This is a genomic window from Acinetobacter sp. DSM 11652 (genome assembly GCF_900109815.1).
Classification (GTDB): Bacteria; Pseudomonadota; Gammaproteobacteria; order Pseudomonadales; family Moraxellaceae; genus Acinetobacter.
The window spans coordinates 210,877-233,500 of record NZ_FOBK01000005.1 but is presented as its reverse complement, the minus strand read 5'-3'; the positions used below and the strand labels follow the sequence as shown (position 1 = coordinate 233,500).

20 protein-coding genes and 2 pseudogenes are annotated in these 22,624 nt (G+C 38.5%); 11 read left to right on the top strand and 11 right to left on the bottom strand.

The window, feature by feature from the left end:
• Window positions 1-15: 15 nt before the first annotated feature.
• From BMW42_RS07300 to BMW42_RS07275, 6 genes and pseudogenes are all read right to left on the bottom strand, one after another.
• A complete protein-coding gene (locus BMW42_RS07300; protein WP_092766912.1) occupies window positions 16-549 on the bottom strand; it encodes a DUF3237 domain-containing protein in 534 nt (177 codons plus the stop codon).
• Between the two features lie 52 nt (window positions 550-601).
• Window positions 602-1,855 carry an OprD family outer membrane porin gene (locus BMW42_RS07295; RefSeq protein ID WP_092766911.1) on the bottom strand — a complete coding sequence of 418 codons (1,254 nt, stop codon included), beginning with the start codon at window positions 1,853-1,855 and terminating at the stop codon, window positions 602-604.
• A 48-nt stretch (window positions 1,856-1,903) separates the two neighbouring features.
• A complete protein-coding gene (locus BMW42_RS07290; RefSeq protein ID WP_092766910.1) occupies window positions 1,904-3,043 on the bottom strand; it encodes an acyl-CoA dehydrogenase family protein in 1,140 nt (379 codons plus the stop codon).
• Window positions 3,044-3,115: 72 nt separating this feature from the next.
• Window positions 3,116-5,001, bottom strand: a pseudogene (locus tag BMW42_RS07285) (feruloyl-CoA synthase).
• 78 nt (window positions 5,002-5,079) lie between these two features.
• The gene (locus BMW42_RS07280; RefSeq protein ID WP_092766909.1) at window positions 5,080-6,531 is read right to left on the bottom strand and encodes an aldehyde dehydrogenase; all 1,452 of its coding nucleotides are present in this window, start codon (window positions 6,529-6,531) and stop codon (window positions 5,080-5,082) included.
• A gap of 49 nt (window positions 6,532-6,580) precedes the next feature.
• Window positions 6,581-7,414, bottom strand: a complete 834-nt coding sequence (locus BMW42_RS07275) for a p-hydroxycinnamoyl CoA hydratase/lyase (RefSeq protein ID WP_035270071.1) — start codon at window positions 7,412-7,414, stop codon at window positions 6,581-6,583.
• 268 nt (window positions 7,415-7,682) lie between these two features.
• Between BMW42_RS07275 and mhpT the strand changes: the two genes are divergently transcribed.
• The 3 genes from mhpT (at window position 7,683) to BMW42_RS07260 (ending at window position 10,254) form a co-directional block, all read left to right on the top strand.
• Window positions 7,683-8,915, top strand: coding sequence for a 3-(3-hydroxy-phenyl)propionate transporter MhpT (gene mhpT / locus BMW42_RS07270; RefSeq protein ID WP_092766908.1), 1,233 nt, complete (start codon window positions 7,683-7,685; stop codon window positions 8,913-8,915).
• A 64-nt stretch (window positions 8,916-8,979) separates the two neighbouring features.
• Window positions 8,980-9,438, top strand: a complete 459-nt coding sequence (locus BMW42_RS07265) for a MarR family winged helix-turn-helix transcriptional regulator (RefSeq protein ID WP_092766907.1) — start codon at window positions 8,980-8,982, stop codon at window positions 9,436-9,438.
• Between the two features lie 126 nt (window positions 9,439-9,564).
• On the top strand, window positions 9,565-10,254 hold the full coding sequence (locus BMW42_RS07260) for a GntR family transcriptional regulator (protein ID WP_035269117.1): 690 nt from the start codon (window positions 9,565-9,567) through the stop codon (window positions 10,252-10,254).
• A 50-nt stretch (window positions 10,255-10,304) separates the two neighbouring features.
• On the opposite strand, the gene BMW42_RS07255 is transcribed toward BMW42_RS07260, so the two are convergent.
• The 3 genes from BMW42_RS07255 to BMW42_RS07245 all read right to left on the bottom strand — a co-directional run bounded on the left by BMW42_RS07255 (window position 10,305) and on the right by BMW42_RS07245 (window position 12,830).
• Complete coding sequence (locus tag BMW42_RS07255) at window positions 10,305-11,246, bottom strand: PDR/VanB family oxidoreductase (RefSeq protein ID WP_092766906.1); 942 nt, start codon at window positions 11,244-11,246, stop codon at window positions 10,305-10,307.
• A 51-nt stretch (window positions 11,247-11,297) separates the two neighbouring features.
• Window positions 11,298-12,362: an aromatic ring-hydroxylating dioxygenase subunit alpha gene (locus BMW42_RS07250; protein ID WP_092766905.1), complete on the bottom strand. Its 1,065-nt coding sequence runs from the start codon at window positions 12,360-12,362 to the stop codon at window positions 11,298-11,300.
• A 267-nt stretch (window positions 12,363-12,629) separates the two neighbouring features.
• Window positions 12,630-12,830 (bottom strand): hypothetical protein, encoded by a 201-nt coding sequence (locus BMW42_RS07245; RefSeq protein ID WP_035269110.1) that lies wholly within the window; start codon window positions 12,828-12,830, stop codon window positions 12,630-12,632.
• Between the two features lie 353 nt (window positions 12,831-13,183).
• Here BMW42_RS07245 and BMW42_RS07240 point away from each other — a divergent pair, with 353 nt between their 5' ends.
• A complete protein-coding gene (locus BMW42_RS07240) occupies window positions 13,184-13,633 on the top strand; it encodes a hypothetical protein (RefSeq protein ID WP_051586611.1) in 450 nt (149 codons plus the stop codon).
• 8 nt (window positions 13,634-13,641) lie between these two features.
• Here BMW42_RS07240 and BMW42_RS07235 read toward each other — a convergent pair whose 3' ends face one another.
• Together BMW42_RS07235 and BMW42_RS07230 are read right to left on the bottom strand one after the other, a co-directional pair.
• Window positions 13,642-14,541, bottom strand: a complete 900-nt coding sequence (locus BMW42_RS07235; protein ID WP_092766904.1) for an alpha/beta hydrolase family protein — start codon at window positions 14,539-14,541, stop codon at window positions 13,642-13,644.
• A 22-nt stretch (window positions 14,542-14,563) separates the two neighbouring features.
• Entirely contained in the window at window positions 14,564-15,355 is a 792-nt protein-coding gene (locus BMW42_RS07230; protein WP_416224318.1) for a crotonase/enoyl-CoA hydratase family protein, read from the bottom strand.
• A 173-nt stretch (window positions 15,356-15,528) separates the two neighbouring features.
• On the opposite strand from BMW42_RS07230, the gene pnuC reads away from it, so the two are divergent.
• From pnuC to BMW42_RS07195, 7 genes and pseudogenes are all read left to right on the top strand, one after another.
• A complete protein-coding gene (gene pnuC / locus BMW42_RS07225; RefSeq protein ID WP_092766903.1) occupies window positions 15,529-16,110 on the top strand; it encodes a nicotinamide riboside transporter PnuC in 582 nt (193 codons plus the stop codon).
• Window positions 16,111-16,211: 101 nt separating this feature from the next.
• A complete protein-coding gene (locus BMW42_RS07220) occupies window positions 16,212-16,478 on the top strand; it encodes a hypothetical protein (protein WP_092766902.1) in 267 nt (88 codons plus the stop codon).
• Window positions 16,479-16,835: 357 nt separating this feature from the next.
• Window positions 16,836-17,969: a GGDEF domain-containing protein gene (locus BMW42_RS07215; protein WP_092766929.1), complete on the top strand. Its 1,134-nt coding sequence runs from the start codon at window positions 16,836-16,838 to the stop codon at window positions 17,967-17,969.
• A gap of 151 nt (window positions 17,970-18,120) precedes the next feature.
• Window positions 18,121-18,609 (top strand): peptide deformylase, encoded by a 489-nt coding sequence (def, locus tag BMW42_RS07210; protein ID WP_092766901.1) that lies wholly within the window; start codon window positions 18,121-18,123, stop codon window positions 18,607-18,609.
• A gap of 56 nt (window positions 18,610-18,665) precedes the next feature.
• Window positions 18,666-19,826 (top strand): GGDEF domain-containing protein, encoded by a 1,161-nt coding sequence (locus tag BMW42_RS07205; protein ID WP_171260686.1) that lies wholly within the window; start codon window positions 18,666-18,668, stop codon window positions 19,824-19,826.
• A 225-nt stretch (window positions 19,827-20,051) separates the two neighbouring features.
• Window positions 20,052-21,272, top strand: coding sequence for a GGDEF domain-containing protein (locus tag BMW42_RS07200; RefSeq protein WP_092766899.1), 1,221 nt, complete (start codon window positions 20,052-20,054; stop codon window positions 21,270-21,272).
• 41 nt (window positions 21,273-21,313) lie between these two features.
• Window positions 21,314-22,575: pseudogene (locus tag BMW42_RS07195) on the top strand (glutaminase).
• The last annotated feature ends 49 nt before the right edge of the window (window positions 22,576-22,624 follow it).

Sequence of the window (22,624 nt, the reverse complement as noted above, 5' to 3'; positions counted from 1 at the left end):
GTACTCCTTTAATATTTATTTCACTGCAAATGCATCATAGATCACGGCTTTTCCGAGACGCATTGCACTTCCAACTGCAATTGTCTGATTTAGCCATGCATATTTTTCTGAGCTAGTTTCAAACTGCATGATTAACTTGAAGTAATATTGAGTGGGATTAACATCTTCGCCACGACTTAATTGTTCTAGTACTTGTGGTGAAGCATGGCGATAACCTTTAGTTTGTAAATAAATCAGAGCACCATCATCAGTTTCTAATAAATAGCGCGTATCTATATATGCCAAACCTTTGCTATCGACCTTTTGCCAATCTGCACCATTGTTAAGAATATGCCCCTTCAAACTTGGTCCAGAAAAAGTTCCTCCAGTGATTGGGATAATGCGTCTTTGCCCTAAATCTGAAGTTTTACCGAGTTCCCAAACTGGGGCTATGAGTTCAACATTGAATGTCGCAAGGGGTTCAAGTTTTATGGGTTGTGGTGAATATTGGGTATTTGCCAAACTTAATGTAGTGGTGGTATAGACCAATAAGCCGATTAAATATTTCATACTTATTATCCTTAGAGAGGGTAGGGTTCCTCAGTAAAGAACCCTTTTGTTATTATTTAAATTTCCACGTGTAATCAATATTGATACGAGTTTCATTGGCCGGCTTAATATTGGCGGTAATTGGCATATCATTATCGTAGATCGCGTAACGCGCGCGTAAACCTAAATTTTTTAGTGGGCCATTTTGAACTATGTAAGCTAGATCAAAATCCAATTCATCTTCCGAAAAATCTGTACCACCCAACTGTGGTGCGTAAATATTGCTACCATGGGTATAGCGGGTCATAAAACGAAGACCTGGGATATAGTCTTTAAAATCGTATTCATAACGCAGGCTATAAACACGCTCTTTCGCATTCAAAAACTCACCAGTCCAAGTATCAATTGCTAGTCCAGTTTCTCCTCCAGTTAAGTATGGAAAAGCAGTATCTCCAAAGTGGTGAAATGTAGAAAAGATAAACTTATGGTTTTGGTGTTGAAGTTCTGAATGGCTATGAAGTAAATTATTGTCAACTAAACCCGCTTTAGCAGTCCCATCTTCATCGCTAATGTAGTAACGCAACTGTGTTGTAAAAGTGGATTGATTTGAGATTGGATATTTATAGGTTATGCCTAACAACGATTGGCGATATAAGTCGTTAACATCCATATGAAATGCAGTCAACCGCAATGGATTATGAGTCAAGTCATAATGTCCACCTAAGTAATACAAATAATCTGTTTCTTCAGAAATATAACGACCATTTACTCCAGAGATCTTTATAGCTTCATAATTTGTAGAATCACGTTGATTGACTTCATCAATATAGGATGCTTGGAGATCCAGACCTTGAATATCTTTAGATTGAACTGCAACACCTCGATACGTTTGAGGTAAAAGTCGTGCTGGAGAGCCGACTAAAACAGGAGTCATGGGTTGAAGGGTCCCTATACGTACCTCGGTTTCAGAAACTTTAGCTTTTAAAGTGACTCCAACTTCACCATATTGATCTGCAGGCTCATTGGTTTCCAAGGAACGAATTAAGTTTCCTGTACCTCCATATTTAGCATCAGCATCCAGTTTAAAACCTGCAGTCGCTAATAGATCTAAACCAAAACCAATCGTTCCATCGGTGAATCCAGATTGCGCTTTAAAGATAAATCCTTGTGTCCAGTCTCTTAATGCGGGGTATCTATTCTCAACTTTAAAGTCACGGTCAAAGTAGAAGTTACGTGCAGTTAATTCGACTTTACTTTGGTCGATAAAATTATTTGCAAATGCTGGAGCGGTACATAATAGAAGTGGTGTGATCCATAATTTTTTCATCTTTATTTCATCCTGAAATAGTATTAATACATAGAGGTAATCTTTGTGTTATTTTCCTAAAAGTTCTCTTGCAACGATTTCTTTCATAATTTCATTGGTTCCCCCATAAATTTTTTGAACACGTGCATCGACATAAAATCGAGATATTGGATATTCCCGCATGTATCCATATCCCCCGAACAATTGCAGAAGTTGATCAATGACTTCACATTGGGTATCAGTGATGAAGCATTTCAATGCCGCAACTTCGCTTACATCCAATACTCCCTGTTGATAAAGCGACTTACATTTTTCGACAAAGGCTTCGGCTGCTAGAGTTTTAATTTTGGCTTGAGCGATTACAAAACGAGTATTTTGAAATTGTGCAATTGATTGTCCAAAAGCTTTACGTTCGAGGACATATTCTTGAGTAATTTCTAAAGCACCTTGCAAAGCGCCTAATGCCATGAGAGAAATACTCAAACGCTCACGTGGAAGTTCTTGCATGAGATAGCTAAAGCCTTGACCTTCCTGACCTAATAATTGGTCTTTAGGAACTCTGACTTGGTCAAAAAATAATTCGGCAGTGTCTTGAGATTGAAGTCCAATTTTTTTTAGACCACGACCTTTTTTTACTCCATCTAAATGAGCATCCACCAATAAAATCGAAATACCTTTAGCTCTTGCTTGAGGATCAGTTTTAGCAACTAAAACTATGAGATCTGCATGTTGACCATTCGATATAAACGTTTTTGAGCCATTTACCACATAATGATCGCCATCTAATAAGGCTTGAGTGCGGATGGCTTGTAGGTCTGAACCTGCATTGGCTTCAGTCATTGCAATAGCTGTAACAACTTCACCGGATACCATTTTAGGTAACCAATATTGTTTTTGATCTTCACTTCCAATATTCTGGATATAGGGTGAAACAAGTTCACTCTGACCACCGATTGCAACGGCTAACGCAGAGAAGCCCGCTCGAGCCGTTTCTTGAACGATCATTTGTGAATAATATATCGGTGCGCCGTAACCTCCATATTGTTCAGGCACATCGACGCATAAAAATCCATTTTGTCCAAGTAGATCCCAAACTTGTCGAGGCATGAGTCCTTGCTCTTCCCATGACTCATAATATGGGGCGACAAACTCTGCTAGGAAGCGTCGATAATTGTCCCGAAACAGCTCAAAATCACTATCTTTCTGCATAGCGTTATCCTAATTTTGAATGCAACTGTCTAAGCAGCGTTTGACTAAACGCTGCTGAATAAAAAAGTTGAGTTAATTTCTAAGGGTTGGAATGCGAATAATGAGTGGATTATTGATGTTTTTTTCGTATAACTCTTCCACCATTGCTATGCGACGTTTCAAGATACCACTTTGATTGAGATTGCCTTTATCAGTGGTTTCTCCTGCATCAAGAAGTGGAGGTTCAATCATGAGGTAAAGCATTGAAACAGTGTTTGAACTACCTGTCGCATCTTTGTTGAAATCAATTAAAAACTGCTTAAACCACTGTTGAACTTTAGGGTGTAGAAGCACCTCTTTAGTATCCACTAGACTTAAATCTAATCCTGCATACTCAGCGCAATCTGCAATTTTGGGAAATATTAAAAATCCAATCGCACTTAAATTAGAACCGGTGATACAAACATCTTGAATAAGTCGATTACCTGTAATGAGAACTTTATTGCGTAATGTTCCAACATTGACAAAGGTACCTGTATTCAACTTAAAATCTTCAGCTATACGGCCATCATACATGAGTCCCTGACTCGGGTCTGATGGATCCACTAATTTCACTGCATCCCCGGTGCGATAAAAGCCTTCATCATCAAAGATATCAGCTTGTTGTGCCATAGGTAGACGCCAGTAATGTTTCATGACATTTTTACCACGAACACAAAACTCAAGTTTGTCACCATAGGGAACTAATTTAACTTCGCAACCTGGAGCTGGATATCCAATGAACCCAGCCATTACTTTGGGACCAGTTGTAAACACACATGATGGTGCAGTCTCAGTCATCCCCAAACCGCTCATGATACGAATACGTTCTCCACAGTGTGACTGCGCGATTTGGTCAAGTCTGTTCCAACCAGCTTCTGATAGTGCAGCACCAGCAAAAAACAAAATTTTAACTCGACTAAAAAATTTTTCACGTAACTCAGCATCTTGTTCAAGTGCTACGGTTATTTCTTCCCATCCTTTAGGAACGTTTAAATACACAGTAGGTGCAATTTCCTTAAGATTCCTGATGGTTTCTTGCATCTTTCCTGGAACTGGCTTGCCGTCATCAATATAAATTGTGCCGCCGTTATATAGTGCGATTCCTACATTATGACTGCCACCAAAAGTATGATGCCATGCTAACCAATCAACTAATACTGGGGGGTCTCTTCAAACTCAGGGAAGGTCTGAAGCAGCATCTGTTGATTGGTACATAGCATTAGATGCGTTGTAGGTACCGCTTTCGGCATTTTAGTTGAGCCAGATGTAAATAGAAATTTCGCTATTTGATGTTCATCAATGGTTTCATAATGATCTTTAATATCACTAATTTCAGAGCAGAGGAGTGAAGAGAAAGCAAGGCAATTTTTCTCACCAAATTTTCCAGAATTCGTAACGATCACAATATCATCTGTATCACAGCAATGTTCAATCGCTTTAGCAAAAGCTTGACCATCATTAGCAAAAACCAAACCTGGTGTTAGAACATCAAACACATGTTTGAGCTTGCCAAAATCCTTAGAAATAAGTGAATAGGCAGGAGAAATTGCAGAGAATGGAATTCCTGCAAGCATTGCTCCCATTGACAAAGTAAGATGCTCTAGATCATTTCCAGATAGAATGACAATAGGACGTTCAGTTGAAAGATGTGAATATTGTTTCAAACTTTGTGCAATACGCCATGCTCGATCTAATGTTTCTGCGTATGTAAGCTTAATCCATTCATCATCATGACCACGTTTTGCTGCGAATACACGATCGGGATGTGTTTGAGCATATTGAATTAAACGGTCAGTAATTTTTTGTGGGTATGGTTTAAGTTGTTCTTTTGGGGAAATATACAAAGTGCCATTTTTAGATTGAAACTCAATCTCGTGACTGCCTAATTTAACAAATCGCTCAGGATATTTATGCGTATGAACCGTCATATTCGACATTGTTTTCACTCCATGTATTTTTAGCTATTCTTTTCCAACGAAAAGAGCTGACTTCATGTCAACTCTTTGAAATATTCGTTAAATAGGGTAGTGACGAGTTTTGGTTTGCATGGTGATCCAACGCAGCTCAGTGAACTCTGCAACTGAGACTTTACTCCCAAATCGTCCATAACCACTTTGTTTCACGCCACCAAAAGGCATTTGCGCTTCATCATGAACGGTTGCACCATTAATATGACAAATACCTGATTCGATACGTTTAGCAACATCTAGAGCTAGGGATAAATCTTGACTAAAAACTGCTGCAGATAATCCAAATTCTGAGTCATTTGCTAAATCGATTGCTTCATCAATAGTTTTAAAACGTTGAACGGTGCACACAGGACCAAAAGACTCTTCGGCATAAATCTGCATATCTTTAGTGACGTCAACTACGATAGTAGGTTGCATCATAGCACCATCAATGCTTAAACCTAGTGGTAAATATGCACCTTTTTCACGTGCATCTTCAATTAAATTTTTGATTCTTGTTGCAGCTTTTAAACTTTCTAGAACGCCCAGGGGTTCTTGACTCTCAAGTGGATTTCCTGCTCTGATATTCTGAACTTTATTGATCAATTTTTCGATGAATTGGTCTGCAATTTTTTCATCCACAAGAACACGCTCTGTCGACATACAGATCTGTCCCTGGTTGAAAAAAGCGCCGAAACTGATGGCATTAACGGCTTCGTCCAGGTCCGCTTGCTCCAATACAATGACCGGTGCTTTGCCACCAAGTTCCAGCAACACTGGTTTTAGGTATTTCGCTGCAGTTTCTGCAATTATTCGTCCTACATGCGTTGAACCTGTAAAATTAATTCTTTTAGTCAATGGATGACTGATTAAACGCTCTACAATCTGTGGAGCATCTTGCGGGGCATGAGTAATGACATTGACAACACCATCGCCAATACCTGCTTCATGAAGTACTTCCCCAATTAATCGATGTGTTGCAGGGCAAGCTTCAGATGCTTTAAGTACGACTGTATTCCCACAAGCCAGAGGCATCGCTAAGGCACGAGTGGCTAAGATAACAGGAGCATTCCACGGCGCCATACCAACGATGACACCACATGGAACGCGAACACCCATAGCGATATTGCCAGGAACATCTGATGGAATAATATTTCCATCAATTTGTGTAGTCATGGCTGCTGCTTCTCTCAGCATATTGGCAGCAAGATGGACATTAAAGCCATACCACGTCGCAGTTGAACCTATTTCATGTATTGCAGTTTGAATAAACTGTTCAGTTTTTTGATCCATCAAATCTGCAGCTTTAAGCAATTTTAAACGTCGGTCTGTTGGTGATAGAGCAGACCAAGTTTTAAATGCTTCATGCGCTGACTCAATTGCACGATCAACATCGCTTAAAGTCGCTGCTGCACTCGTTGATGCGATTGAGCCATTAATTGGACTGATTCTTTCAAAAGTTTGTCCTGAACTTGCTGCAACAGATTGGCCGTGAATAAGTAACTGTACGTTTTGCATGGTGAATGTTTCCTTACATGTCCATCATGACGAAAAAAGTAGATTCTGCTTAAGCAGGACGTTTATAAGTTTGAAGACCTGGTTTGATTGTTTTGTCATCCAAGAATTGCTTCATACCTTGTGCACGACCACCTTCATCATCACGGTAGTTGCATTGATCCAGTTTGGCGTATAAGTAATCTTCGTTTTGCTCCCAAGTCAGCTCACGACAGCGTTTAAAACCATTCTTCGCAGTACGCAGTACAACTGGATTCTTTTCAAGCAAATTATTTGCCAATTCAGTTACTTCTGCACGTAATTGAGCAAGTGGAACACTCTTGTTCACTAAGCCCATATTTGCAGCTTCAACACCAGAGAAGGTTTTGCCTGTCATGATGTAGTACATAGAAGCACGATGACCGACTGTATCAGCCATAGCTTTGCTCACTAAGTTACCTGGAGGAATTCCCCAATTCACTTCAGACAAGCCAAATGTAGCTTCATCTGCTGCAATGGCTAGATCACATGCGACTAGTGGTGAGAATCCACCACCGAAGCACCAGCCGTTTACCATTGCAATCGTTGGTTTTGAATAAAAACGAAGTAAATGCCATTGCCAACGTGATGCATCACGACGAATTCGCTCTTGGAAAATTTCTGGCTGGCTGTCAACCTCACGGAAGTACTCTTTCAAGTCCATACCTGCTGTCCAAGAATCCCCAGCACCAGTGAGTACCAAAACACCTGCTTCTGGATCGAGTTCAAGCGTTTCAAGTACATCAATCATTTCTTTATTTAAGGTTGGACTCATCGCATTTTTCTTTTCTGGGCGATTTAAAGTGACCCAAGCAATGCCAGCTTCAACTTTTACATCAACAGTGGACCAGCGATTTTGATAAGACATGATAAGCTCCTTAGTGTTTGTTTTATGTCCTGTTGGAATTAAGATAATATCAGTTAAACTTATATACAAGTGTTTTTTGAATTTTTATAGAATTTTTATAATCTATTTATATTTAATAAAATAATATTTTAAATGAATTTTATTTAAAAAAAATATTGATTATTTTATAAGTTTGGGTGATATTTTTTGAGTTGCCTGGACGGAGGCAATACATAGGATGTGTATTTTTTTAAAAGTATTTTAAAAGCTCTAAAAGGGACAATAAAAAATGGAACAAAGTGTAAGTAGTAAGACTAAAGCTACGCTTACACTCGTACTGTGTTTCGCTATCGCTGTATTTGAAGGTTTCGATCTTCAATCAATGGGCGTAGCAGCACCACGGATGCGAGCAGAGTTTGGCTTAGATAATACTCAAATGGCATGGGCATTTAGCGCGGCAATCTTGGGTACTTTACCTGGTGCATTATTAGGAGGTCGTTTCGCTGATAAAATTGGGCGTAAGGCAGTTCTATTGACCAGTATTTTAATTTTTGGAGTGATGTCAGTTCTAACGGCATATGCTTCTGATTATACACTGCTTTTAATCATTCGTTTCTTAACTGGCTTAGGGATGGGTGGCGCTTTACCAATGATGATCACCATGGCATCTGAGGCAGTATCAGAGAAACATAAAGGCATTGCAGTCAGTATTATGTATAGCGGTATTCCATTTGGTGGAATGTTGACATCATTCGTGGCAATGGGTTTAGCTGGTGATGCGCAATGGAGACATATCTTCTACATTGGTGGCTTCGCTCCAATTCTTTTAATCCCTTTGCTAATGAAGTATTTGCCGGAGTCTAAAGACTATTTAACAGCGACGAAGAATAAAACTTCTACCCCATTCTTTGAAGTGTTGTTTGCAAAAGAACGGCGTTTTTCCACGATTCAAATTTGGATCAGTTTTTTCTTTACGTTAGTTGTTTTATATTTTTTACTCAACTGGTTGCCACTATTGATGGGTGCACAAGGTTTAGGAAAAACAGAAGCGAACTATGTTCAAATTGGTTACAACATCGGTGGTATCTTCGGGTCGATTCTCATGGGAACTTTACTTGATAAGATTCGCATGAGTACTGTAATTAAATTTATATATATTGGCATCTTGTTATCACTGTGCTGTCTTGCAATCTCTCCAACTGTTGCTTTACTTGTATTGTCTGCTGTGGGTTGTGGTCTATTTATTGTAGGTGGCCAATCAGCGCTCTATGGATTGGCAGCGATGTTCTATCCAACAGAAATGCGTGGCACGGGTGTAGGCGCTGCAGTCGCAGTAGGGCGTATAGGATCTTTTGCAGGGCCCCTATTTGCTGGCATGCTACTGTCGTTAGGTTCTAGTTCAGCAATGGTCATTGGTGCAAGTATTCCCCTGATTTTATTTGCAGCTGTTGCGGCATTAATGCTTGTACGCAAGCCACGAGCAGAGCAGTCTGATGCTGTTCTAAATATAACTACACGTTAAACATATGTTAAAAGTATGATTACGACAGTAGTCATACTTTTGTTCATCTATTAAGGAATATAAAATGTCAGAAGTTAATCATTCGATTCCGACACTGAGCTATATAATTGCAAGGGTTGATCGTATTGTGAGTAAACTTTTAACTGAACGTTTAAAAGACTTAGATATCACCTTATCTCAGTTTACAGCATTGTCAGTTATCGCTGCGAAAGGCAATCTATCTAATGCAAAACTTGCAGAACGTTCATTTATTAAACCGCAATCTACCAATAAAATTCTACAAGATTTACAAAACCAGGATTGGATCAGTAGAGCTTCAGATCCCTCACATGGACGAAGAATTTTAATTAATGTAACGCCTAAAGGATTTGAAAAACTCGAACAATGTCGAAACATTGTTAATGAGATAGAACAAAAAATGTTAGATGGGGTAGATATCCATTTAGCTTATTTAATTCGAAACAATCTAGAGTTAATGGCAACCAATCTTCAAAAAATAAATATTGATGATACTAACTCATAATCACCTCAGTTATCAAAAATAGAATAGTGAATTTCCGGCCTAAAAGAGTCCTTTAACTCAACAGAGATTGATATTCCAAATCTGACTCGTTAGGATCAATCATGATCAAAAAAATTGAGTAGTTATATGTCTTCAGGGCAGCAAGTGTTAATTGAACTTCGAAAAATGATTATTTCTGGGGAGATTGCAGGAGGTTCTCGTTTGGCTGAAATTCCGACTGCTGAAATGCTAGGTGTATCGCGTCAACCTATTCGAATGGCTTTTCGGCTTTTAGAGCAAGAAGGCTTACTCGTTAAAAATCCAACTCGAGGCTATACTGTTCGAGAAATTTCATCCAAATTAGTTCATGATGCGTTGCATGTACGTGGCGTTTTAGAAGGTCTTGCTGCAAAAACGCTTGCTGAAAAAGGCATGACGTTAGATCAACATCAAACACTTTTGAATTGTATTACGCAAATTGATTCCATATTCAATAAACCAGAATTAACAAGCGATGATTTAGAAACCTACCATCATTACAACACTATTTTTCACAATACTATTATTCAAGGCTCGGATAATGTCGCAATTGTGCAAGCACTCAGTAAAAACAATCAGTTACCTATGGCATCTGCACAAGCACTGACTTATGATAAAAATAATGCGCTGTCTGAAATTCGTCGTTTGCAATATGCGCATATCCAACACTGCTCAATATTCAATGCATTAAAGCAACAAGACTCAGCACGCGCTGAAAGTTTAATGCGTGAGCATAGTCATGTGGTTACTTTAGGGGAGACTATGCGTTCAATATTTCATACAGATGGGTCTATATAAAAAACCCTTCAATTAATGAAGGGCTACACTTGAAAATCTATCGATCCAAATTAAACATCAATGATAATTCGTTGAGATTTGGCTCTTGAGCAACAAGGTGTGAATTGATCATTTGCAGCTTGTTCCTCTTCAGTTAAATACATATCTCTGTGATCAATTTCACCTTCAACTACATTTACTAAGCAAGTGCCACAAATACCTTGTTCACAAGATAAAGGGATACAGATTCCAGCATGTTCTAAAGCTTGTGCTGCAGATTGATCAGCTGCGACATGAATACGTTGCCCTGTTTTTAAAATCTCAATTTCAAAACTGCCATCTTGACTGGTATCAATACCTTGTGCGCTGAAATGCTCTTTATGTACTTGATGACTAGGCCAAGAGAGCGTATCTGCGGTATGGATCACATAGTTCATAAAACCATCTGGGCCACATACATAAATATGATGATCGATATGAGGAGAGGCAAAGACCCTATTCAAAAGAATATGTGTTTCAGGTTCATCATCAATATGGATGTGGACGGAATCTCCTAGAGCCTCTAAATCTTGTTGGAATGCAATAGAAGCTCTCGTTTTCACAAAATACAGTAATTGGAAGGGCTGATTATTGCGTTTAAGCTCTTTAGCCATTGCTAAGATAGGGGTGATACCGATTCCACCTGCACACAAATATGCATATTCTGTCTCAGGAACCAAGGCAAACAAATTTCGTGGTTCACTAATCTTGAGCTGCTGACCCTCACGAAGTTGTTCATGAATAAATTTAGAACCACCACGTGATAAAGGATCATTCAGGACACCAATGACGTAACGGTGCTGCTCTGAACTACAATTTGCCAAAGAATACTGTCTAATTAATTGATTACCTAAGTGCACATCAATATGTGCACCGGCTTGAAAAGCTGGTAATAATTCACCATGGGTGTTTACCAGTTCGAAAGATAAAATGTGTTCATTATGACGATAAATCTTCTGAATAGTCACATCCATGTGAGTATCGCTCCTTGGTAAAATGAAAAACTGATAAAATGTGGGTTTACTTTAAACAACATTCAAAGTTGTAATTTTCTGCTCATCATTCGTTTGCTCTAAGCTGATCAAGCGGTCTATTACTTTTCGAGATTGAACACCGCCTGCATCAATATTCAGCATCAGCAATTTACGATCAGGATGTCTCAATAAATTCTGTTGCTGTTGTTCAAGCATATCTAAATCTTCCGAGAAAATTTTGCCCTGTCCCACACGAATTTGGTTAGTTAATTCGATGTTGTCGGGTTGGAAGTGTCGAGCCATACCCCAGAAATACCAGTGAGACGTTTCCGTTTCAGGGGTAATAAAATCTACAACGATTGAAGACACTTTTTTATTTTCCGGTGCGTTGTAACCGCCCTGTCCTGCGTGGGCAACACCAACTTCAATATGAACATTGCTAGGTGCATGAAAGTGACAAATTTGCCAACGGTCTACTAGGACATCTGCAGCGAGATTATTACCTTTTAGAGCCATTTGCCAAAATGGAGGTGCATAAATGTTTTCCATATGACGTTCAGTCACAACGTGGTCACCATCAACACGAGTGGTTGGTGCAGCTTCATCGATTTCTTTTTGACCAATGCTGTTTGCATGAACATATGTTTCATGGGTGAGATCCATTAAGTTATCAATCATCAAGCGGTAATCACAGTTGATGTGGAATAGTCCACCACCATAGGCCCATTCTGGATTTTCAGCCCACTCTAAAGTTGGGAGTTGATCTTCACTTGCAAGCGATTGGTCTCCTGGCCATACCCAAATAAAGCCAAATTTTTCAATTGCGCGATAGCTTTTATTGCAAGGAAAGCCACGTACACGTTGCCCAGGCATTGAAACCGTTTTGCCGTCACATCCCATCACTAACCCATGATAACCACAGACCAGTTGACCATCTTCAACAAAGCCTAATGACAAAGGTGCACCGCGATGTGGGCAAAAATCTTCAACGGCATGTATTTGGTTTTCTTTTCCACGATAAAAAACCATTTTTTCACCGCAAATTTGTCTTCCTAGAGGCTTATCTTGTACTTCTTCAGGTCGTGCCGCCACATACCAAGCATTTTTTACAAACATGAGTTGATCTCCTTATCAATTGGATCCAATAATTCTATTTTTTAGATAAAAAGTCAATAATAATCTTTAAAAATAAATATTTTGGATCCATTTTTGAGGGAGCATTTAAATAATAATTATTTTTGAGCAAAAATGATGGCAAATCACCATCCAAGAATATGGCGAAATTGATTCATTGTCAGAGAGGGCACGAGGGTTAATTTATTAAACAAAAAATACTTAAACTTGATGGATTATTGGGATTTTATTTTTAGCTTCATTAGAAAATTAAAATTGACCTAATTTTTTCATTTGACGACGACGTCTCGTGAGCCCCAAGATTTCTTGGCGATCTTGAATTTCTTGAGCAGAATAAGGAAGCGTCTGTTGCAATGCTTCGAGTTGAAGATGACTGTTTTCAATGAGGAAGCAATCATGCTCAACTGGCCATGCACTGGTAATGGGTTTGCGTTTACGGGAATAGTTCATGGTTAAATTATAAAATTTGAGAAAAGAATAGTGTAGATGCGTATCAAGTTAAACGACAAAAAATGTCGTAATGATTTAGAACACTAAGATTTTAAACCCTATTTTAATGAGAATCTTTCAACGTACTTTTAAGTCATATTAATTGAATAAAATTACCTAGATTTACACGGTTTACATAACATGTGGATTTTGAAATGAGTTGTTACGTTTCGTGCCATCGCTCTACTGGTTTTTAAGTTAATATTTTAAAAGTTAAAACTTAATAACACCAAGAAAATTAACAATAAAAATAAAGAAATAATCATTTCTGTAATGAACGATTCAATGAATAATCATCGGAATGAGTAAAAAATATGATGCTAATCGTGGTGTGTTTTGCTTTGGTCAGTTGCTATGCCGTATGGCGACTATTATTACAACCTAAATTGATTATGGGGAATACGCAGAGGCACTTTGATTTAACAAAACTCCTCAAGCCTACTGATCTCAGCCAGCCGGCGCGCTTGGTGTATGATACGGATTCTGTCGAAGATATTCGTATGTTTGATGAGGTTGCTAAATTACTGTTTGAGAAACGTGTAAATCATCGTGATATCAAGTTTGCTCAGCAAATTCAATATGAGTTTTTGAACAAGATGCCATCACGAACTTTATGTCAGATCAATCAATTTGATTTAGGTGAGTGGTCGATTTTATGGGAATATCGTAATCAATCTCTTGAATACTATGTGAGTCAATATGGCATCATGTATCGACATACTGACGCACAAGGGGTAGAGCATCAATCTGACTTTATTCAGTAATTTAGAATTTAATCATCAACTAAATTGAGATAATTTTGGAGCATGTCATCCCAAATTTTTTCTGCGCCTTTTTTGAAATATCCCATGTGTCCAATTGCAGGCATTTGATACTGTTTGGCTGTGATATCAATGTAGCGCATATCAGCAGAACGATAATGTTGCATAAAGGCTTGCCTCGAATTTGGGAGAGCCCAATCATCATCTAATGCTGAAACAGCATAAATTTTGGTTTTAACACTTGCATATTGTGCTTTTAAATCTTGTTGCTCGGGGTCAGCGAAAAAATATAACGGATTTTTGCACCAACGACGCCACTGTTGATATACCCCTAAAGGCAGATCAGAGCCCATATTGAATTTACTCCAAGGTAAATAACCTGTGACTGCGACAATGGGTGGAAACACAATACTCCACATCACGGATACTTTGAATCTTTCTTTGAACGGCATATATCCTGCCCAACCTGCACCTGTACCGTAGCAACACATGGCACTGACTTGATGATGATTAGGGGTAAGTCCCAAGGCTTGACCACCATAAGAGTGTGCAGTCACAAATAAGGGGAAAGTATCGCTAGAAAAGTATTCAATGGCACCAGCGAGATCAAGTTTCCCCCAATCCAAATAACTCATTTTAAAACCTTTGAGTTGTGCTGGAGATGATGCCCCCACACCACGATAATCAAAGGTTAGCACTTCAAAACCACGTTCTGCAGCATACTCTGCAAATCTGCGATAAAAAGGTTGGGGAACCGCTGTCGCTGAAGCCACAATAATACGTGCAACAGTCTTCACACCAGATGATAGGTAGCGAGTGCCGGTGAGCATATAGTTATCTAAGGCAGGAAACTGAACTTGAGTTTTATTGATGCTTCTTGGCATCTGGTTCACATTTGGAATAGCTTGCATGTCTATATTTCCCGATATTGAACTATTGACCTTTAAAGCGAGGTTGACGTTTTTCGCTCATTGCTCGCATACCTTCGACTGCATCTTCAGATTGTATTAGTGGAAGAAGATGAGTCTTTAACTGATTAAAAGCGTACTGCTCATCATGTGAAATCGCTTCGTGAGCAGCCGTCAAGGTGGCTTGAACAGCGAGTGGAGCAGCTGAAGCGATGGATTCGGCAAGTTCAATGGCACGGTCAAGCGGATCTTGTTCTGTTACTTCAGTAATCAAATGAAGTCGAAATGCAGTTGCAGCATCAAAAAAATCCCCCGTCAATAAGTAGCGCATTGCATTAGACCAACCTGCAGTTTTAACGAAGCGTGAAGTTGCTCCGCCAAAGGGGAGGATGCCACGTTGCACTTCAAGTTGAGTAAATTGGGTATTTTGATGGGCAATACAGATATCGGCATTCAACATCAATTCTATTCCAGCAGTAAAACAATACCCCTTCACAGCGACAACGACTGGTTTTTTTCGTTTACGACCAGTCGTGCCCCATGGGTTAATCAGATTCATATCTTCCGAAAATATACCATCTGACATACGCGGCTGAAGCTCAAGCAGATCTAATCCTGCCGTGAAGTGCTCTCCATGTGCATAAATCACAGCACAGCGTAAATCGGACTGGTCTTCATAGGTGGTAAGTGCTTGTGAAAGTTCATCAATCATATGACTGTCGAATGCATTGCGCTTCGCAGCACGGTTTAAACCAATCAACATCAGATGATTGCGAATTTCAATGGTTATTCTGGTCGTTTGAGTTGTATTCATCATTATTATTTTCCATTGAGGACATTCTATTTTTAGAGGAGTTTAATGGTTAGGTCAAAACTGTGCAGTTCAAATTGAACATCGCTAAGTGGTGTTTGTTAAGAATCATGTATGGTGCCATTCAATATACGTTAGGATAGACGTATTGAATAAACCACGATCATTTTAAGTAGTGTATGAGCCTTTTAGAAATTATTTCAGTATTGATGAGTGTATTGGGTGTAACCCTCACGATTCGTCGTAATATATGGTGTTGGCCTGTGAATCTCGTGGCTTATGGCTTATATGCAAAGTTATTTTATGACTATCAACTCTATGGTGAAACGATATTGCAATGCGTGTTTATCGGTTTAGGACTGTATGGTTGGTGGATATGGAAAGCTCAGTTTAAACAGCAAGAGCAACTTGCCATCAATCGTATTCAAGGGTTGAGAATTATCAAACATGTGTTTTTTACGATGTGTGCAGGACTTATTTTTGGTTTAGGTCTGGATTATTTTACGGATGCTTCCATTCCTTATTTAGATGCTCAATTGGCAAGTTTAAGTCTGCTCATTACATATTGGACGTCTAAACGATATTTGGAAATTTGGCCTGCTTGGATCGTGGTGGATATCATCTATGTGATGATGTTTATGTATAAAGATCTATACTTGACGGCTGGTCTTTATGGCGCATTTATTGTTTTAGCCTTATTAGGTTATCTTCAGTGGAAGAAAAAATATCAAGTTCAACAGCAAACCGTCTACTCACTCTGAAAAATTTACATCCTTGGACATTGATTTGAATGATTCGATCTGCAAAATAAAGCAGATCGACGTAACAATGAAATTGAATTTAACCAGTAGACTTTAAATGTATGATTATCCACTTTTGGGAAGCTCGATTTCTGCAATTTGTAAAATCATTACAACAGCATCCTCATCGTTATCTTAACTTTGAATCCGTTGCCGATTTTTATCAAAGTCAGTGGTTAAAAACGCTTCCTCCTCATACTGAATATTTTTGTACTGGATTAGACGATGGTGCAGAGCAATTTGATATTTTGATTCAATATTTGCATCATCAAGTTAGTATTCACATTGCACAAGAAATTAAAGTTATTTATCGAGAACTCGATCTCTAAGAGTTAGGAGTGTGTTTAGCAATTTTTAGCTGAGTCAAATTAAAATGCTTGAGCGTATCCTTAGCTGGATTTAAGCAAAAAAAGCTTTAAAAAAAAATAGAATAAATGGTAAAAAAACCTTGATAAATCCTAATCTTAAGGTTAGATTGTGATAATAAGTGCAATCATAATAAAAAATATGTGATTTTATTCACTATATTTTGTAGGGGTGAAATAGATTTAATGATTACAGAGTTAAATGAAAATATAGTTTATTTTGATGAGCTGTTTCAATTGAGTTAGTTCATTATGTTAAGACTATTCAATCGAATTTTTCTCCCCTATACACTTCATTCATTTATGAATCAAAGTGTGTTGATGAATTGGAGTACCTTAAATAAATGTATTCTGGTCATGGTATTGGGCGGACTTGCACATATCACCTGGATTGCATGGTATTTATTTTCATTTCATCATCCTGCATTACATCATTGGCTCAATCCTGATTATTATTATTTTCACCTATCACGGATGTTGCTGTGCTGTGTATTACAGTTCTTACTGATTATTCCTTGTGTCATATGGCGTCATAAAGAATGGGTGATACAATATTTACCTTACTTTATTATTTTGGTATTTTCCGTAAGCTTTATTTATGGTGGCTATTCGGTTGGTATCAGTAGTCCTGCTACCGTTGCGGGATTTATCAGTATTTTAACAGTTGGTCTGGTTTTATTTGAACGCAAGATTGTATATCTGCTTTTTTTACCAGTCACTGTATATATGCTCATTGCAATTGTCAGTAGTGCATTGGGTTATATGACCTACGCACCGGTCTTTAGTGATCAGCTCAATTATTCAGTCATGGTATTTAATGAATTCTGGGTTTATTCACAACTTTATTTTTACGTGCCTATTTTTTTTGCGACTTTTGTATTGTTTGAGATTTTGTTGACGCAATGGAGAAATCGAGAAAAACAAATTAATTTAATGAGTCAAATGGACCCGCTTACGGGGATTTATAACCGTCGAAAAATAGGTTTAGAACTCAATGAAATTCAATTACAAGAACGAAAATTTGCTCTCATTCTGTTAGATCTTGATCATTTTAAGAGTATTAATGATAACTATGGTCATGATATCGGAGACAACGTCTTAAAGCGTGTTGCCAATGTACTACGTCAAAATATACGTGATACAGATATTGTCGGGCGATTTGGTGGTGAAGAGTTTGTGATGCTGTTGCAGAATAAAAACCTCAGAGCTGCGATGGAGGTCGCAGAGCGGTGTCGCAAAGAAATTGAAAATGAGCTCTTTTATATCGATGAACGTACGACGATCAGAGTGACAGCAAGCTTTGGTATAGCCATTTCTGAATTTAATTTAAATAAAGAAGCGGTGATTCGTCATGCAGATCAAGCATTATATCTAGCAAAAAAACGTGGTCGTAATCAGGTTAGACACTACTACGAACTTCAGGATGCTGATGTCATACAAAAAAGTGAAACTTGAGCCGTAAAATTATCAGGTCACAAATTCGTCATTTAAATCAGTTTTACTTCATCTTGAAATGCTTTAAGATTGGTTGACTATTAATCAAATATTTGATTTAAAATTTAAAAAATTATGAAGATCAAATTCTTATCATAATTGAGATGAACGTATTATGACGATACTACCCGTTGCTCAAAAAGGTGAAGTGATCCTTGAATTGGTTGCATCGCCGGTAAGTGAACTTGAGTTTAGTAGTAGCTGGTTAACGCATCTGGTTGAAGCAATGAATTTTACGATGCAACAGCGCAATGGTGTCGGTATTGCTGCACCACAAGTTTATGTCTCTAAAAGGATTATTATCGTCGCTTCAAAACCCAATATACGGTATCCCGATGCGCCTGAGATGGAGCCTATTTACATGATTAATCCTGAAATATTGGAGCGTTCTGATCATGTTGTTTTAGGAGAAGAGGGATGTTTAAGTGTAGAGAATCGACGTGCGGAAGTAGCTCGAGCTTCATTAATCCGTGTCCGTTATCGTAATATGCAAGGACAGGAAATTACTGAGACTTTTTCAGGATTCCCTGCACGAATTATTCAACACGAAATTGACCATCTTGATGGGATCTTGTTTGTAGAGCGAGTTCACGCTGCTTAAAAAGACAATATAAAAGATAAAAGGACAGAATGAAGTTAATCAGGAAGATTCAACATATGATTAAGCGATTGTATCGTATGGCCAATACGTACATCCTTGATCCTCAAAATATGCTGATCAATTGGAGTGATTTTAAAAAGGGACGGCTTATCCTCTTTTTTGGAATTCTAAGCCAACTTGAGGTCGCTCGCTGGTTAATTGTGGCTTTTTATACCCCTGAAAAAGCACAGTGGTTAAATCCTGACTATTTTGAATTACGTGTTACCCAATTGTTGGTGACCTCCGTGATTTATCTTGTCCTGTTTTGGAGTTGTTTCAAGTTTCAGCATATCGCTAAGTTTCAAACCTTCATTGCTTACTTTGCCCCTAGTTTCTTTGGAATGACCATGATTTATTCAGGGTATTCGATTGGAATTTATAGTCCTGCAACAATGGCAGGGTTCATTAGTATTGTATTGGTCGGGTTGGTATTTTATAGCCGTAAAATTATTTATGGGATTGCAATTCCAATTACGATATACACGTTATTAACGTGTTACTTGACGCATATCGATCGAATTCGTTATGCACCTATGTTTAGTGATGAGTTGAATAAAAGTATCGTTTACCAAAATGATTTTTGGGTCATGAGCATGGTACAGCTCTACGTGCCCATTTTACTTATGAGTGTTTTATTCTTTGAGATTTTACTCACCCAATGGCGCAGTCGTGAAAAACAATTCGAAACCAGCAGTAAATTTGATGCACTAACGAACGTTTATAACCGTCGTCAAATCAATGAAGTGTTATCACATTTTCAGCAGGATCGTGCTGATTATGCTGTGATCTTATTGGATTTGGATCATTTTAAACAAATTAATGATCAATATGGTCATGCAGCAGGAGATGAAGTCCTGAAACAGGTGGCGACGCGTTTGGAATATCATGTTCGTATTGGTGATACGGTTGGACGTTATGGCGGTGAAGAATTTATATTAATTCTGGACAATCTCAGTCGTGATCAAGCGGTTGATATCGCAGAACGTTGCCGTAACGCAATTGCACAGCAGCCAATTGTGCTGGATGATGGAACCTCGTTAAATGTGACGGCAAGCTTTGGTATTGCATTATCCCATGAGTTATCTGATCAAGACCTCATTACGCATTGTGCAGATCACGCTTTATATATTGCCAAAGAAAGCGGACGAAATCAGGTACAGTTATATCAGCCAGCTTAATTCAATGATTAAATTTCGGTTTCGGTACTACTAACTATAGAGAAACATACGCTTAGGTTTTTTTTATAGCAATGCTTTTGTTTTGGTCAGTGATCATCAAATTCATACCATAAATTGATCTGATCGATAAAGCAGTCTTTTTAATGCTTAAAGCGCATTGACATGATCGCTGAATACATCCAAATTTTAATAAAAATAAATATGAATATTCGATAATACAATTAGATGATGACTCGAGAGAATGAAGTACAACAACAGCGCAGTTTATTGCAAGCTATCAAATATGTCTTGTTAGAATCTGAACGTTCTATTATTAACTGGTCCAACTTTAATAAAGGGATTCTGTTACTTATATTTGGGCTGTTGATGCTCATTGGTCATTGGTTGTGGTACTACCTAACTTTCCATTCAGAATATCAAATTTGGTTAGATCCAGAATATTATCCTCATCGGACATTGACCACATGTTTACAAGTGATTTTGACCACGTGTTTTCTGATAATCGCTTTAATGCTTCGAAAAAATGCTACTGCTCGCCGAATTTTGGGCTATTTAATCCCCTTATTTTATGGATTGATTGTCATTTTTTCGGGATACACGGTTGGGATTTATAGTCCTGCGGTGATGGCGGGAACGGTCAATATTGTATTAATTGGTTTTGTGTTATATGAACAGCGCATCATCTATAGCGTCTCTTTTATTATTGCTTGTATTATCGTGTGGTTGGCAGTACTGACGGCCAATGGTCAACTGACTTATGCGCCATTATTTAGTGATGCACTGAATCAATCTAATTTGTATGCCAATCCTTTTTGGCTGAAAAGTATGGCGGTACTATATTTACCCATACTGTTGTGCTCAGCAGTATTTTTTGAGTTGATCTTGTCGCAGTGGAGACAACGTGAGCGTAAGATTGAAGTACTAAGTCAGAAAGATGCGTTAACCAACCTCTATAACCGTCGTTACATCAATCAGTTTATTAGTAAGTTAATTCAACAAAATCGCAGCTTTGCTTTCATCCTCTTAGATCTCGATTTCTTCAAGCAGATTAATGACAATTATGGTCATGATGTTGGTGATCTTGTACTCAAACGTATAGCTCTCATTTTAAAACAGCAAACACGAGAAGAGGATATAGTAGGACGGCTCGGTGGTGAAGAGTTTGTTCTAGTACTGACAGATGGTGATATCGACGAAGCATTAATCATCGCAGAACGTTGCCGTCAAACGATCGAAAGTGAAAAAATTGAGATTAGCTCAGAGACTTTTATTCAAATGACGGCAAGCTTTGGCGTGGCGATGTCACAAAATTTACCACATCTACACACAGACGAAGTAAAGCAAAGGATTTATAGTGCGGCGGATAGAGCACTATATGTTGCAAAGCAGAATGGCCGTAATCAAGTCAGATGTGACACGATATCGACAACTGAATTTAACATTTGAGATCTTATTTTGGGTCTCCATTGATCACCAAGAGAATAAAAATGAAGACACCTGTACCTGATTATCTTGCCCATGTATTGGACCAATGTCATGCGAATACCGAAGGAGCATTGGCTGACTATATTCCAGAACTGGCAGCTGCCAATCCAAATCGTATCGCTTTAGCACTTTCAACCATTGATGGTACGATTTATTCTTCAGGGGATGATGAGGTTGAGTTCACGATTCAATCAATGTCTAAACCATTTGCTTATGCATTAGCGATTCAAGAACATGGTTTGGCTCAGGTATTAGAAAAAGTTGGTGTTGAACCTTCGGGGGAAGCATTTAATCAAATCTCATTAGAAAAAGAACGATCGATTCCTAAGAACCCAATGATTAACTCGGGTGCGATTACGACACATTCTTTATTGCCTCATAAAAAGACTGTTTCTCGTGCAGAACATTTACGACGTTTCTTGAGTGAACTGTGTGGGCGTGAGTTAACCTTTGATGAGCAAGTCTATCAATCTGAACTCAAAACAGCATTTCGTAATCTTTCGATTGGATATATGTTGCGTACCGTCGGCGTGCTAGAAGAAGACCCAGAACAGATTGTTCATGGTTATATTCAACAGTGTGCGATTAAAGTCTCCGTGAAAGATTTAGCGCGAATGGGCAGTGTGTTGGCGAATGGCGGAAAAGACCCTGTTACGGGAAAATGTATTTTAGATCGTCTCAGGTATGTCGTCAGGTACTTAGCGTCATGATGACGTGTGGTATGTACGATGCAGCTGGAGATTGGTTGACCACCGTTGGTATTCCTGCCAAAAGTGGTGTGGCAGGGGGGATCATTGGTGTCTTACCAGGTCAGGTTGGAATTGCGGTTTTTTCGCCTAAATTAGACAGCCATGGCAACAGTGTTCGAGGTGTGGAAATCTTTGAACGTCTATCAAGTGATATGGGATTACATTTAATGGAGGGAACCCCTTCAGCACAAACCATTATCCAAAGTCGCCGTGAGTATGATGATGGCATGGTGGTGTATGAGCTACGTGGTGTCTTGCAATTTACAGAGACTGAAATGTTCTTGCGTGAGTTACAGAATGAGCCTGTAGGTAAAAATAAAGTAGTGCTTGATCTTACACATCTGACCTTAATCCATGATGTCGGTGCTCGAATGTTATTTGAAGGTGTGAAACGTCTACAGGATGATGGTCACAGAGTAGTGGTCTTAGATGCGGAATCATTGTTATCGGAACAACAAAGTAAAGGACACAAACGCGTCATTGTCCAACAGCATTTGCATGATTATTTAAAGTGATCAGCAAAGATGATGCGCTTTAAGATGCGTGTATAATATTGAAAATTGT